The 14,049-nt window shown below is 33.6% G+C and carries 18 protein-coding genes; 11 read left to right on the top strand and 7 right to left on the bottom strand.

Annotation, left to right across the window (positions count from 1 at the left end):
• On the top strand, nt 1–642 hold the full coding sequence (locus MTX13_RS09305) for a cytochrome P450 (protein WP_250434340.1): 642 nt from the start codon (nt 1–3) through the stop codon (nt 640–642).
• Here the strand turns inward: MTX13_RS09305 and MTX13_RS09300 are convergent, their stop codons facing one another.
• Together MTX13_RS09300 and MTX13_RS09295 are read right to left on the bottom strand one after the other, a co-directional pair.
• Nucleotides 643–1,455: a lysophospholipid acyltransferase family protein gene (locus MTX13_RS09300; protein ID WP_250434338.1), complete on the bottom strand. Its 813-nt coding sequence runs from the start codon at nt 1,453–1,455 to the stop codon at nt 643–645.
• Nucleotides 1,456–1,502: 47 nt separating this feature from the next.
• Complete coding sequence (locus tag MTX13_RS09295; RefSeq protein ID WP_250434336.1) at nt 1,503–2,144, bottom strand: NUDIX hydrolase; 642 nt, start codon at nt 2,142–2,144, stop codon at nt 1,503–1,505.
• Between the two features lie 2 nt (nt 2,145–2,146).
• Between MTX13_RS09295 and MTX13_RS09290 the strand changes: the two genes are divergently transcribed.
• Entirely contained in the window at nt 2,147–2,848 is a 702-nt protein-coding gene (locus MTX13_RS09290; RefSeq protein ID WP_250434334.1) for a peptidylprolyl isomerase, read from the top strand.
• 138 nt (nt 2,849–2,986) lie between these two features.
• Here MTX13_RS09290 and MTX13_RS09285 read toward each other — a convergent pair whose 3' ends face one another.
• The 3 genes from MTX13_RS09285 to MTX13_RS09275 form a co-directional block, all read right to left on the bottom strand.
• Nucleotides 2,987–3,592 carry a trimeric intracellular cation channel family protein gene (locus MTX13_RS09285; protein ID WP_250434332.1) on the bottom strand — a complete coding sequence of 202 codons (606 nt, stop codon included), beginning with the start codon at nt 3,590–3,592 and terminating at the stop codon, nt 2,987–2,989.
• A 19-nt stretch (nt 3,593–3,611) separates the two neighbouring features.
• Nucleotides 3,612–4,025 carry a hypothetical protein gene (locus MTX13_RS09280; RefSeq protein ID WP_250434331.1) on the bottom strand — a complete coding sequence of 138 codons (414 nt, stop codon included), beginning with the start codon at nt 4,023–4,025 and terminating at the stop codon, nt 3,612–3,614.
• Nucleotides 4,026–4,196: 171 nt separating this feature from the next.
• Nucleotides 4,197–4,922, bottom strand: a complete 726-nt coding sequence (locus tag MTX13_RS09275; protein ID WP_250434329.1) for an RDD family protein — start codon at nt 4,920–4,922, stop codon at nt 4,197–4,199.
• Nucleotides 4,923–4,956: 34 nt separating this feature from the next.
• On the opposite strand from MTX13_RS09275, the gene MTX13_RS09270 reads away from it, so the two are divergent.
• From MTX13_RS09270 to MTX13_RS09235, 8 genes are all read left to right on the top strand, one after another.
• A complete protein-coding gene (locus MTX13_RS09270; RefSeq protein WP_250434327.1) occupies nt 4,957–5,922 on the top strand; it encodes a stage II sporulation protein M in 966 nt (321 codons plus the stop codon).
• Between the two features lie 8 nt (nt 5,923–5,930).
• Complete coding sequence (locus MTX13_RS09265; RefSeq protein WP_250434325.1) at nt 5,931–6,851, top strand: hypothetical protein; 921 nt, start codon at nt 5,931–5,933, stop codon at nt 6,849–6,851.
• Entirely contained in the window at nt 6,844–7,572 is a 729-nt protein-coding gene (locus MTX13_RS09260) for a hypothetical protein (protein WP_250434324.1), read from the top strand. Before MTX13_RS09265 ends, MTX13_RS09260 begins: the two co-directional genes overlap by 8 nt.
• Nucleotides 7,565–8,758: a DUF4350 domain-containing protein gene (locus tag MTX13_RS09255; protein ID WP_250434323.1), complete on the top strand. Its 1,194-nt coding sequence runs from the start codon at nt 7,565–7,567 to the stop codon at nt 8,756–8,758. Before MTX13_RS09260 ends, MTX13_RS09255 begins: the two co-directional genes overlap by 8 nt.
• A 3-nt stretch (nt 8,759–8,761) precedes the next feature.
• On the top strand, nt 8,762–9,760 hold the full coding sequence (locus MTX13_RS09250) for an AAA family ATPase (RefSeq protein ID WP_250434322.1): 999 nt from the start codon (nt 8,762–8,764) through the stop codon (nt 9,758–9,760).
• Nucleotides 9,760–11,091 (top strand): DUF58 domain-containing protein, encoded by a 1,332-nt coding sequence (locus MTX13_RS09245; protein ID WP_250434321.1) that lies wholly within the window; start codon nt 9,760–9,762, stop codon nt 11,089–11,091. The genes MTX13_RS09250 and MTX13_RS09245 overlap by 1 nt, the downstream gene beginning before the upstream one ends.
• Nucleotides 11,092–11,233: 142 nt before the next feature.
• The gene (locus tag MTX13_RS09240) at nt 11,234–11,644 is read left to right on the top strand and encodes a DUF2141 domain-containing protein (protein ID WP_250434320.1); all 411 of its coding nucleotides are present in this window, start codon (nt 11,234–11,236) and stop codon (nt 11,642–11,644) included.
• A 1-nt stretch (nt 11,645) separates the two neighbouring features.
• The gene (locus MTX13_RS09235; protein ID WP_250434319.1) at nt 11,646–12,134 is read left to right on the top strand and encodes an RDD family protein; all 489 of its coding nucleotides are present in this window, start codon (nt 11,646–11,648) and stop codon (nt 12,132–12,134) included.
• A gap of 49 nt (nt 12,135–12,183) precedes the next feature.
• Here the strand turns inward: MTX13_RS09235 and MTX13_RS09230 are convergent, their stop codons facing one another.
• A complete protein-coding gene (locus tag MTX13_RS09230; RefSeq protein ID WP_250434318.1) occupies nt 12,184–12,663 on the bottom strand; it encodes a Dps family protein in 480 nt (159 codons plus the stop codon).
• Between the two features lie 104 nt (nt 12,664–12,767).
• On the opposite strand from MTX13_RS09230, the gene MTX13_RS09225 reads away from it, so the two are divergent.
• Nucleotides 12,768–13,706: a hydrogen peroxide-inducible genes activator gene (locus MTX13_RS09225; RefSeq protein WP_250434317.1), complete on the top strand. Its 939-nt coding sequence runs from the start codon at nt 12,768–12,770 to the stop codon at nt 13,704–13,706.
• Between the two features lie 26 nt (nt 13,707–13,732).
• On the opposite strand, the gene MTX13_RS09220 is transcribed toward MTX13_RS09225, so the two are convergent.
• The gene (locus tag MTX13_RS09220; protein WP_250434316.1) at nt 13,733–13,930 is read right to left on the bottom strand and encodes a hypothetical protein; all 198 of its coding nucleotides are present in this window, start codon (nt 13,928–13,930) and stop codon (nt 13,733–13,735) included.
• Nucleotides 13,931–14,049 lie beyond the last annotated feature (119 nt).

The following is a 14,049-nucleotide window of genomic DNA, read 5'->3' as shown; positions in this document are numbered from 1 at the left end:
ATGGATGAATTAGATTTATTAAAAAAGGACTGGAAGAAAGCGGAAGATGATTTTCCTAAATTATCCTATAATGATATTTATAAGATGATTCTAAAAAAATCGTCCTCTATAGTGAAATGGATATTCATCATTAGCTTACTAGAGTTTGGTTTGTGGCTTTTAGTTTCGTTTGCACTAAAAGACAACAAAAACATGGAACGCTTTCAAACCTATGATGCCGATTGGATTTTTATACCCTTATCGATTATTGGCTATGTTGTTCTTGCTTATTTCTTTTATTTATTCTACAGAAATTACCGCAATATATCGGTAACCGACAACGCTAAAATATTAATGGAAAATATTTTAAAAACAAGGCGTTCCGTTAAACACTATGTTGCGTTTAATTTAATTTATTTGGCTGTTTCTGTGGTTTTGGTATTGTTTATACAATTTGACCAAGACGAACAGTTTATTGCACAAATACAACAAGCATCGGCAGATGGTGAACTAGTAAAATACTACGTTATTGTCATTCTAACCACCATGGTGTTTTTAGCTATTGCAATAGGCGTATTATTACTATTCTATTGGTTAGTTTACGGCATATTATTAGGAAGACTAAACAAAAACTACAAAGAGCTGAAAAAACTAGAGTTATAATTAGCTTTCCTTATAGCTCCATCTGCGTTTTTCGTTTAAGCGTTCTTGTTCCTCCAATTCTTCCTGAGGAATAACTTTTAAAAATGAAGGATGCTGCTCAATGGCATATTCAATTTTTTCAACGATTTCGGCAATCGATTCGTTTTCGTAATCAATCTCCAAAGGCTCTTTTATTTCCATAGATTGCAGAATATTCTTTTTCTTAACCCGTATTCCTTTTTTGTCAAACGAACGTCTAAACCCATCTATAACAATAGGAACCACAATAGGTTTGTAGTGCTTAATAATATGAGCCGTACCCTTTCTAATTGGTTTAAAAGGCGTAGTAGTACCTTGTGGAAAGGTAATAACCCAACCATCGTCTAAAGCCTTTTTTATGTTTGAAATGTCGCTCATTTTCACCTGCCTCTGCACATCCTTACCATCAGCTCGCCAGGTACGCTCAATACTTATAGAACCTGCATAAGCCAATATTTTTGGCAGCAATCCCGATTTCATGGTTTCTTTGGCTGCCACATAATAAATATTCAATTTGGGGTGCCACAAATACCCTACGTTTTTAATATTGTCATCACGATTACTTAAACTCGCGTTAAAAACGTGAAACATGGCCACGACATCCGCAAAATAGGTTTGATGGTTTGAGATAAAGAGCACATTGCTTTCTGGTAAGTTTTTAATAATATCCGATCCCTCAATCTGCAATTCATTAAAACCCCTAAAACGTCTATGGGTTAGTGTTCCGATAATTCGAATAACCCATTTTTTTAAGAAAAGATAATGTCCGAAAGGATTCGTTTTAAACAATCCCATGAAATACTAATGTTAGTTAAGAGTACAAATGTAGTAAAACTGATAGTTTAGAGCATTTCTTTTAACAAGTCTTTTATCTCGCTTAGCATCATAGCTGTAGCTCCCCAAACCACATGATTGTTAAGTTTGAATGCCGGAACATCCACATTAACCTTATAGGAGGTTGATACTCTTTCGGTTATAACATTGGCATCATCCAACAGGTCTCTAATAGCCACCTCAATAATGGCTTCAACCTCATCGTCCTGTTTTGTAAACTTTGGAGTATTAGGTGTTATCCCGACATAAGGTTGGACGAAAAAATTACTTGGCGGAATATAAACCTGCGTCAATTCTTTTAATACTTCAATGGCGTGAACCGGCACACCTACTTCTTCATACGTTTCGCGTAGGGCCGCATCTTTTATGGTTGCATCCTGTTTTTCCAACTTTCCACCTGGAAATCCCACTTGGGCAGAATGCACCCCTTTATATGTTTTCCGCAAGATTAACACCAGGTTTGTTTGGTTCTCAAAGTTAGGATAAAACAATGCCATGACCCCTGCTCTTTTAGCCTGTTTAATTTTGTCTTTTTGCATTTCCTGAAGCTTTAATCTAAAGGGTGGCGACATTTTAAACTGCGATGTTTCGGCTGGAAGAGGGATATTTTCTATTTTTGAAACAGCATATAAAAATTGGTCAAAATTCATTTATGAAACGTATCGTAATAATTAGTGTTTTACTTACTTTTTTAGGTTGTGAAGATAAACAATCCCAGCCGAAAAAGTCAAGCGCAAAACCTATTCAAAAAACTGTAAAAACCAAAAAGAAAGACAGTATAAAAGAAGTCGTACCTGAATTTCCTTTTTTAACAAGCGATAATGCCATGGAATTCTTTTTGGAATACGAAAAGGAAAACAAGGAAAATAAAGTACGTATTACTACTAAATTTGGTGACATTGATATTTTGCTTTACGATAAAACGAAGTTCCATCGTGCCAACTTCATTTACTTGACCAAACGCGGTTATTTTGATAAAACCCAATTTTATCGTGTGGTCAATAACTTTATTATTCAGGCTGGAAATACCGATGATCCCAAAGTAAAACGTAAGCGCAAGGATATTGGCTACTATTTATTACCGCCTGACACCAAACGTGGTTATAAGCACAATCGAGGCGTTGTAAGCATGCCGAGCAGTGAAATTGAGAATGCTTATAAACTAGCCTCGCCTTTTGAATTTTTTATTGTTCAGGCCGATCATGGTGCCCATCATCTGGACGGTGCTTATACTATTTTTGGTGAAGTTATTAAAGGCATGGATGTTGTTGACGAAATAGCCGCCCAAGAAACCGACGAAGGCGAATGGCCGTTACGCAACGTTTATATTAAAAAAGTTGAGATTATTGAATGATGACAGGTGACGTGTGATAAGTGATAAGTGATAAGTGATAAGTGATAAGTGAATTAGGAATTAGGAATTAGGAATTAGGAATTAGGAATTAGGAATTAGGAATTAGGAATTAGGAATTAGGAATTGTAAATAAACTAACTACTTCTCTTTATACAAACTTGGTAAACTTATTTTAAACCGGACTGCAAGTAACCTAACAGTTATGACAACCGCTCCTGCTATTATAAAAACAAGCCCGTTATCTATAGGCAACTTCCTTACCAAAAAATAGGTAAGCCCTCCTAAAATACATGCAGTAGCATAAATCTCTTTTCTAAAAATAACAGGGATTTCATTACACAATATATCACGAATAACACCACCAAAACAGGCTGAAATAGTACCCAGTGCAATACAAATAATAGGACTCAATCCCGCACTGATACCAATTTCGATACCCACAACGGTGTATAGACCAATTCCAATAGTATCAAACAAAAACAAGGACCGCCTTAAATAATCTATTTTAGATCTGAAGATTACGGTAAATATTGCCGAAACAATTATAACATAGGTATAGGTGAGGTTTTGCATCCAACTTACTGGCGTTTCTCCTATAAGCACATCGCGAAGTGTACCGCCTCCTACAGCTGTAACAAAAGCAATTATTAGAATTCCAAACGGATCCATTCTTTTACTTAAAGCCACCAATACGCCCGAAATGGCAAAAGCAATAGTTCCTAAAATGTCAATGGTGTAAAACATATTATCTGTTTATAATCTCTTAATTGTAAAAAGGTGTATGGCTAACTGGTAAACTTAACGCTTTTAAAATAGCTTCTAATTTAATGAGCGATTCACTATCTATTAATCGTACATTGATTTTCATTTCATTATTATCGGTCATCAAGATATATTGGTTTGAAAACTTTTTAATTCGTTTAATATTTTTTAGCTGAAGAGATTTACCATTTCCATATAATATATTCATTGTTACTACCCCTCCATCAATCTTCAAGTATGGATATATCAATTCATTAAATACCATACCAAGATATATAGCTCCTAAAAGGAAATAACTATATTCAAACCAATGCGGTTGATTACCAAAAATCAATTTATAAACACCTAATGACATCCACAAAATGCCAATGATAAGATTTACATATAGACGATTTTTTTTGAATTCTATTCGCATAAGTCCTTAAATTAAATAAAAAACAACTCTTTTAAACACGATTACTTTTCTACATAACTTTTACATTATAAAATTAGTTATAATGAACTCTATACAAAAAATTATAAGACACTTCGACAAGCTCAACGTAAGCGATTCACACAATTTTACTCTGTAAAATTGGTTCTCTGCTTACATATTTTGTGTATAGTAATTATAATCCTTTAAAATGGTGTCAATAAACTCTTTGTCGTACAATTCAGACTCTATATTCAATACTTCACAAATTTTATTTTTTAATACGGTAAGCGTTTTAAAATCGTTGTTCTTTTTGGCAATCAAAAAAGCTTCTTTAATAATGCGTACATCTTTATCGCTCAACTGGGTTACTGTAGTAAATTTTGGGTTGTAATCGTCTGTAATATCTTCTAAAATGGTACTAGTTATTTTGTGTTTCTTTTTAACGCTAATTACAATAGTGCCCGCTGCCGCATCGCCAACACGTTGTTTTTTGTCTGACAACAAAATACTCAAAACACCAATAGATGCAAAAAACATCCAAATATCGATAATTCGCAACATCCAGCGTACCAGAAAATTATACCATTGTGTTGGCGTACCATCAAAACGAACAACTTTAATTTTCATGATTATTTTTCCAACTGTCTGCCCTCCAAAAATTATATGGCATAATAAAGAGTAAAAAAAGGCTGGCAGCAAAAACAAGCTTAAAAACCCTACACGTGTCCAATCGTCAACATCAAAGATTTCAGAGACAGCCACCAAATTTTCAACTATGGTGATATATGCTGTTAAAATAAGGCCGTCAATCAAAAATGCAACAACACGTTCACCTAGTCCAATTAGCTTATAATCTAAATTGACATTTTGCGCCGTGTTAATTGCTAATTTGCTCATGGAAATGTATATTCGTTTAAATTTTTATTTGTCTATGCGCGAAGCATCTTTCGTGAAGCAAAATAAGGAAAAATGGATAGGATTTGAAACCGCTTTACACAATAATGTAAAAATAAATCCAGACGACCTTGCTTCATATTATATACAATTAACTAACGACCTCTCATACGCCCAAACTTACTATCCTGATAGTAAGACACTTTTGTATTTAAATTCGTTGGCTTCGCAAGCACATCAAAAAATTTACATCACTAAAAAGGAGTCTAAGAACAAGATTATTTCGTTCTGGAAATATGAATTCCCTTTATTTTTTAAACAGTATCATAAAACCTTACTCTATACCTTTTTGTTTTTTATGGCTGCCGTTTTGATTGGTATTGTTTCTACTTTAAATGACGACAGCTTTGTACGATTGATTCTAGGAGATGGTTATGTCAATATGACCATTGAAAATATTGAAAACGGTGAACCCATGGCGGTTTACAAAAGCGGCAGTCAAGTAGGGACGTTTTTAGGTATTACCGTCAATAACATTCGCGTTGCTATAATTGCATTTGCTATGGGTGTTTTATTTAGTGTAGGGACCATTTTTGTGTTATTTAGTAATGGTATTATGCTTGGTGCTTTTATAACCTTTTTCTACAACTATGGTCTTCTAGATAAAACTTCAACAATCTGGTTACATGGCACCATTGAAATATCAGTTATTGTAATAGCTGGTTGTGCTGGATTGGTTATGGGAAACAGTTTTTTATTCCCTAAAACATTCAGTAGGCGTGTTGCTTTTATGAAAGGTGCCAAAGATGGCTTAAAAATAGTAGTTAGTACCATTCCATTTTTTATAATAGCTGGATTTATAGAAGGATTTTTTACCCGCTTTGGAGAACAAATGCCGAATGTTTTAGCCTACGGAATTATTCTAGCTTCGTTGGCATTAATAATTTACTATTACATTTTATATCCCATTAAACTTAACAAACAATACCTAAAAACCTCTTAACCTTTACCGTGAAAAAGCCCTATTTAGAATTACGAACACGAAACAGTTTTGGTGATATTATTAACACTTATTTTTTATGGCTTAAATACAATTTTAAACCCTATACCAATCTGTATTTACGGTACAATGCTGTGAGTATTATTCTAACCCTCATAGGGTCGTATCTATTGGTAACCGGTTTTATGGGATTGGCCAGTAGAGATTTTAGATTTGGTATGGGCAGTAATATTGACAACGAACTGTACTTGTATGGTGGCCTTTTTATGCTGATTATTATTTTGGGGTTAACAGCCATTTTAAACTATAGTGTATCTAGCGCCTATATTATCGAGTATGTAAAAAACGAAGGCGATGTTGAACCCAAAAAAGTAGGAAATGCCATAAAACAACGGATAGGAGCCGTTATTATATTTGTTATTATTGGCGCCTTTATTTATGTGGGCTATATAATAGTGTCCGTTATTTTGGCCTTTATTCCTTTACTAGGAATGCTTGCACAATACGCTATTAGTTTTACCTTAACGGCTTTCTTTGGATTGGCCTTCACCTCACTCTTTAAAGGAAAAAATACTGTTACAGAAGCCCTTAATGAAGGGTGGTCGTTTACTTTTTCTAATTTTTTACGCGTAGTTTTCTATGGATTAATCATCGGGATTTTAAATTTAATGATTACATTTTTAATTGTTTCTATACCAACATTTATATTAGGTATTTACACTTACTTTTCTGTAGAAAGCAGCATTGATATTACCACAAGTGTTTTTGCCACTATTATTTACACTATTGGTTTTGCCTTATTTATTTTGAGCTTTGTTTTTACACAAGCCCTTTCACAAATAGCTTTTGGCATTCTCTATTTTAATTTACACGAAGAAAAATACAACATCTTTTTACGTGAGCGTATTGAACAAATTGGTATAAATGATTAAAGGCCCTAAACATATACGGTTTTATTTGCTTGTTTTTTTGATGAGCTTGACATCAGTCCATTATAGTCAAGACAAGAACATAAAAACCGATAGCGCTGAAGTGGCTATAAAACCCTTTAAGGAGAATATTAAAGACCGTTATCAAGACCGTGCGTTTAATTACGATATTAATGACACTGGTGGTGTAAACTTAATCCAAGGGTTGTTTAGAAAATTTTTCAGATGGCTTGGTGATATTTTTGGCGTAGAAATTGACTTTGTAGATTATCAAACTTTAGAAATAATAATTTACAGTCTATTAGGCTTAGGGTCGCTTTATTTATTTTTAAAATTTATGTTTCAATCGCCAATAGGGGCAGTATTTAAAACTGAAGAGCAGGATATTGAAGGCTTTAGTTATGTTGAAGAAAACATAAATGAGGTTAATTTTGAAGACCTTATTGCTTTAGCATTAAAACAAAACAATTACCGTTTGGCCACGCGCTACATGTATTTAAAGTCCTTAAAAATTTTATCTAAAAAGGGCATTATAGATTGGCATTACGATAAAACCAACTCTGATTATATAAACGAGATAACCAACGAAGCTACGCGAAACAGCTTTAAGCGTATTTCCTATATCTACGATTATGTTTGGTATGGTGAATTTGAAATAGACGAAAACCAATTCAAGCGTAACCAAACCGATTTTAACACCCTAAACACAAACGCCAATGGATAAACGCTCAAAAATAGCATTGTACGCCATTGCTGCCATTATCGTTTTGTTGATGGTTGCAGAGGTTACAAAACCGAAGGCTATAAACTGGAGAGACTCCTACTCTGCCGCAGATAAAATTCCGTTAGGCTGTTATGTGCTGTTTAATGAATTGAAAAACACATCAGACTTTGATATTGAAACATCCAATAAAAGTATTTACGAAGCGCTTAAGCACGTTGATAGCTCTAACAAAAAGACCTTATTATTAATTAATGATTACATAAGCCTTGAAGATGAAGGCAGCATATCCTTACTTGATTTTGTTGAACGCGGCAACACCGTTTTTATAAGTACAAATTATTTTTATGGTAGAATAGCCGATACGTTAAACCTTAACTTCGATCAAGATTACGAAGGGTTTTTAAAGAGCTCATCATACAGTACATTTAGCAACCCGCGTTTAAAATCGCATAATACATTATTTGAGGATGTTATTGAAAATTATTTTATCACTTCAATAGACACATTACACACAGTAGTACTGGGACACGTTTTAAACGAAGACAAGACAAAACAAGAAATCAATTTCATTAAAGTGCCATTTGGCGACAAGGATGGTGCCTTTTATCTGCATACAAATCCATTTGCCTTTACTAATTATCATTTACTAGATGATAAAGAAAATTATGCCGCAGCAGTTTTGTCCTACTTACCCAACAATCCCTTAATTTGGGACAATTACTATAAAAGCGGACGAAAGGTTATAACGAGTCCTTTGCGTTTTATACTAACAAATTCAGCATTAAAATGGGCGTTTTACATAGCACTGCTATCGCTTATACTTTTTATATTGTTTAAAGGCAAACGCACACAACGTGTTATTCCGGTTATTGAGCCGCTTAAAAATACCACGGTAGAATTTACCAAAACGGTTGGCGATTTATATTACCAACATGGTGATTACACCAATATTATTCATAAAAAAACAACCTACTTTTTAGAGCACGTTAGAAGCTCGTATTATTTAGATACCAACGAATTAAGTGAGCGTTTTATAGAAAAGCTAGCCATAAAATCAACAAACAACAAGACGGACACCAAAGCTTTAATCGATTTTATTGCCTATCTCAAATCAAAATCAACACATACAGAAAACGATTTAATTGAATTACATAAAAAAATAGAAGAATTTTTAAAAAAACATTAATAAATGGACGATTTACAACCAGAAGCTGAAGATTTAAACTTCACCAATAGGATAGATTTAAAACCACTACAGGAGCATGTAGAGCAAATAAAAAACGAGATAGGCAAAATAATTGTTGGTCAAAACGATATGATAGAACTGCTTATTATATCTATACTGTCCAATGGCCACACCCTAATAGAAGGTGTGCCAGGAGTTGCCAAAACCATAACCGCTAAATTATTGGCAAAAACCTTGGATGTTGATTTTAGTCGCATTCAGTTTACTCCAGACTTAATGCCTAGCGATATTTTGGGAACATCTATTTTTAATGTAAAAACCAATGATTTTGAATATAAAAAAGGGCCTATTTTTTCAAATATTATTTTAATTGATGAAATAAATAGGGCGCCTGCCAAAACACAAGCCGCACTGTTTGAAGTCATGGCAGAACGTCAAATTACAATAGATAACAATAGGTTTGTAATGAACAGTCCGTTTTTGGTATTTGCAACCCAAAATCCCATTGAACAGGAAGGCACTTACCGTTTACCAGAAGCCCAATTAGATAGGTTTTTGTTTAAGATTGATGTTGATTATCCATCTCTAGATGAAGAGGTTCAGATTTTAATAGACAACCACAAGCGTGAAGATAAATTAGATTTCAACACCATAAATTCAGTTTTAAAAGCCGAAGACATTATGGCTTATCAAAACTTAATAAAGCAAGTACTTGTTGAAGATCATTTACTAAACTATATAGCTGCCATTGTAAACAATACCAGAACGAATGCCAATTTGTATTTAGGTGCATCGCCAAGGGCATCTATTGCTATACTAAATGCGGCAAAATCCAATGCTGCCATTCACGGACGGGATTTTGTAACACCAGACGATATTAAACGCTGTACAAAAGCGGTTTTAAAACACCGTTTGGTATTAACACCAGAACGCGAAATGGAAGCCTTTACCGTAGAAAAAGTAATCGATCAAATTCTTGAAACTATAGAAATTCCACGCTAGTGAAGCAGTTTCTTAAAAATACATATTTAGAATTCCGCTTTTTTATAGCTGTTATTGGTCTTATAGCCATATATATCCTTGCGTTTGTTTTTACAGGTTTATTAGCAATTGCAAACATGTTAACTGCTATTTTGACCGCTATTTTAATAATCGATATTATTTTGCTGTTCAAACAGCAAGGGATATCGGCTACCCGAATCCTACCAGAAAAATTAAGTAATGGCGATGATAACCCTATAGAAATCAACCTAAAAAACAGTTATAATTTTAATGTCGACCTAAAACTTATTGACGAATTACCGTTTCAATATCAAAAACGGGATTTTGAGATTGCCACAAGCCTCAATAAGTCTGGTGATAAAAAAATAACCTATGCGTTAAGACCGTTAGAGCGTGGCGAATATCATTTTGGAAACTTAAACGTTTATGTCACATCTCCAATAGGGTTATTATCTAGACGATTTCAGTTTGGCAACAAAGCTATGGTTCCTAATTATCCCTCGTTTTTGCAACTCAAGAAATATATGCTCATTGCATTTTCAAATAAGATTTTTGAATTTGGGTTAAAGAAAATTAGGCGTATAGGTCATACCATGGAGTTTGAGCAAATAAAAGATTATGTTGCTGGCGACGATATTAGGAACATTAATTGGAAAGCCACTGCCAAACGCAACCAGCTTATGGTTAATCAGTATCAAGATGAACGCTCACAACCTATTTATAGCGTAATTGATATGGGTCGCGCCATGAAAATGCCTTTTAACGGGTTAAGCCTTTTAGACTATGCAATAAATGCCACGCTTGTAATTAGTAATGTTGCGCTTAAAAAACAGGATAAAGCGGGTATGTTTTCGTTTTCCCGCAAAGTAACCGATAAAGTAGTTGCTGAACGTAGACCTTCGCAAATGAATCAAATTATGGAAACCCTTTATAATTTGAATACTGATTTTGCTGAATCTGACTTTTCCCGACTATATATTGACATTAAGCGCAGTCTTAACCAACGTAGCTTACTATTACTCTATACAAATTTTGAAACTTTAGATGCACTTCACAGGCAGCTTCCCTATTTACAAGCTATTGCAAAAAATCATGTACTCGTTGTCATTTTCTTTGAAAATACCGAGCTTTCGCAGTTTATTAAACAGCCAGCGCATAAGACTAATGAAATATTTGAAAAAACCATTGCCGAAAAATTTATTTTCGAAAAGAAACTTATTGTAACCGAATTACAAAAGCATGGCATTCAAAGTATTTTAACAGCTCCTGAAGACCTTACCATTAATACCATTAATAAGTATTTAGAAATTAAAGCTAGAGGCTTGATTTAGTCTATGATTTATTAATAATCATTTCTAGCATCTAGCAAAATTAACATTTCATCTGTACGATTCTACAATTCAGTAAAATGGATTTCGAAAACATGTTAATTGTTATAATATTTACACCATAACAATAAAATCAATCCATATTATGAAAACACTAGCATTAGTCATCACCATGGCATTAACAACAGTTTTAAGTTACTCACAAGAAACGTATACGTTAACCGTATCTGTAGATAATGTTTTAAACAATAACGGTCATGTACTGGTAGGCCTACATACCGAAGATACCTTTATGAAAGGTAAAGGTATTAAAAATGCCAAAGCCGAAATACATGAAGGCAAGATTTCAGTGACCTTTAAAGATGTAGCGCCAGGTATTTATGCGGTTATGTTACTACATGATGAAAACGATAACGAACGCATGGATTTAGAACCTAATGGCATGCCTATGGAATCGTATGGTATGTCCAACAACCCTATGTTATATGGTCCTCCAACTTTTGCCGACGCGAAGTTTGAACTCACCGAAGACACTGAAATGAAAATACGATTCTAGAATGCTGTTAAAAAAACGCCTATTAGCAGCTTTAATAGATTATTTAATCATCCTGGTTTACGGCTCAATATTATTTAGTATCAGTATTACCTTGGTGCCATTTGATGAATTTCCTAAAAAAACAGATCCTGCTTATGGTCAGCTAATTGGTTTTTTTAGTCTTACGCTTCCTGTTTTTTTGTATTTCTATATCATGGAAAGTAGTAAACTAAAGGCGTCTTTAGGTAAATTAGCTTTAAAAATACAGGTGAAATCAAATGGCGGTTCTGTATTAAAACGCACCATTCTAAAGTTTTTACCATGGGAAATTGCCCATCTAGGTGTGCATTGGATAAACTATTATGAATCGCAAAACAATTCTGTACCACTATGGGTTTGGATAGTATTGATTCTACCTCAGATAGTTGGTTTATTATACTTTTTTAGTATTATCAATTCTAAGGGAAGTAGTAGTCTTTATGATCAAATGTCCCGCACAAGCATAGCGTGACAAAAAAAGCGACCAAAATGGTCGCTTTTTTAACTACTAACCAAAGCTATTAAACTGTTTCTCCTAACCAAGCTTTCATCATCCAAACTGTTTTTTCTTGTTCTGTAATAAAATCACTCATCATAGCATTTGTACCTTCATCATTAGCATCTCCAGCCTTTTCTAGAATATGGCGTTCTAATTTTAACAATTCTGAAAGCGAATCGACTATTAACTGAACAGCCTTTTCATCTTTTGAAATATTTTTTCCTACTGGCACCTTTGCGGCTTGGGTATAGTCTTCAAATGTATGAAGCGGTGTTATACCTAATGTTAGAATACGTTCGGCTATTTCATCAACCTTTACATTGGTGTCATTGTACAACTCTTCAAACTTCACATGTAAATCAAAGAACGCTTTGCCCTTGATATTCCAATGAATACCTCTTAAATTTTGATAATAAATTTGAAAGTTGGCTAACAACTGGTTTAAATCGTTAGCAATATCCTTTGTTTTATTTTCGTCTAAACCTATACTATTTAGTGTCATAATTTCTGTTTTAATTTCTTACCACAAATTTAATTTATAATTAACAGGTGTTTCTATAAATTTTATTGATAGTTTTTATATTTTTATAGCCTAAATTGATTGAGATGACCATTACACAACTATACTATGTTTTAGCTGTAGCCGAACAGCAAAATTTCACCAAAGCGGCAGAAAAATGTTTTGTAACCCAACCGACTTTAAGTATGCAAATTCAAAAGTTGGAAGACGAACTTGATATTCAGATTTTTGATAGGAGTAAAAAACCTATTGAACTTACTGATGTAGGCCGAAAGATTGTAACCCAAGCCAAAAATATTGTTAACGAATCATATAGAATTCAAGATATTGTTGATCAGCAAAAAGGATTTATTGGTGGTGAATTTAAATTAGGTATTATACCTACTATTATGCCTACTCTTTTGCCCATGTTCTTGAAGACTTTTATTAAAAAGTATCCAAAAATAAAGTTAAAAATCGAAGAGCTTACAACCGAGGAGGTCATTTCACGTATTAACGACGGTCATTTAGATGCTGCTATTGCAGCAACACCTTTGGAACATGATCATATTAAAGAACGTGTATTGTATTTTGAGCCTTTTGTAGGTTATATACCACCGCATCATAGGCTGCATAGTTCTGGTAAATTAAATGTATCGGATTTAGAAATTGACGATATGCTGCTTTTAGAAGATGGGCATTGTTTCAGAGATGGTGTTATTAACCTATGTAAAGCATTTAAAGACCATACTGACGATCAGTTTCAATTGGAAAGCGGCAGTATAGAAACGCTAATAAAATTATCAGATGAAGGGTTAGGCATGACGCTGCTACCCTATTTACACACATTGGATTTGAACGAAAAAGCCAAACAAAATTTACATTACTTTAATGATCCTGCTCCTGCAAGAGAAGTCAGCTTAATTTATCATAAAAGCGAATTGAAGATGCAAATAATTGAGGCCATGCAAGGTGTTATTTCTGGGATAATACGAGGTGCTATTGCATTTCAAAATGTCAATATAATCAGTCCTATATCAAAATAAAAAAAGCGACCAATTGGTCGCTTTTTTTATGGTTTTAAATATATTAAACATTGATTTAAATCTGGGTTTTGCAGTACCAAAGATTGAATAAAAATCTTTAACTCTTCAATTTCGTAGGGTAATAAACGTTGAAGCGCTTTTTGTACTTCCTTGCAAAACAACGTAGCATCAAAACTCACTTTATTCAGTACAGTCTTGGTGTACTCAAACATTGCTCTTGCCATTAATTTTAAGGTTTTAGGTTAAAAAAAGTAGATGTGTTCTATAGGCTGTAATAATTTTTTGGTTTTCTAAATTTACTAAAAAAAAGAATTACTTTTTGTGTTTAAACAAAATTTTAACA

Origin of the sequence: Hanstruepera flava (assembly GCF_023634025.1) — a bacterium.
Classification (GTDB): domain Bacteria; phylum Bacteroidota; class Bacteroidia; order Flavobacteriales; family Flavobacteriaceae; genus Hanstruepera; species Hanstruepera flava.
The sequence above is the reverse complement of the archived record's forward strand: the minus strand, read 5'-3'. Positions and strand labels throughout refer to the sequence as shown.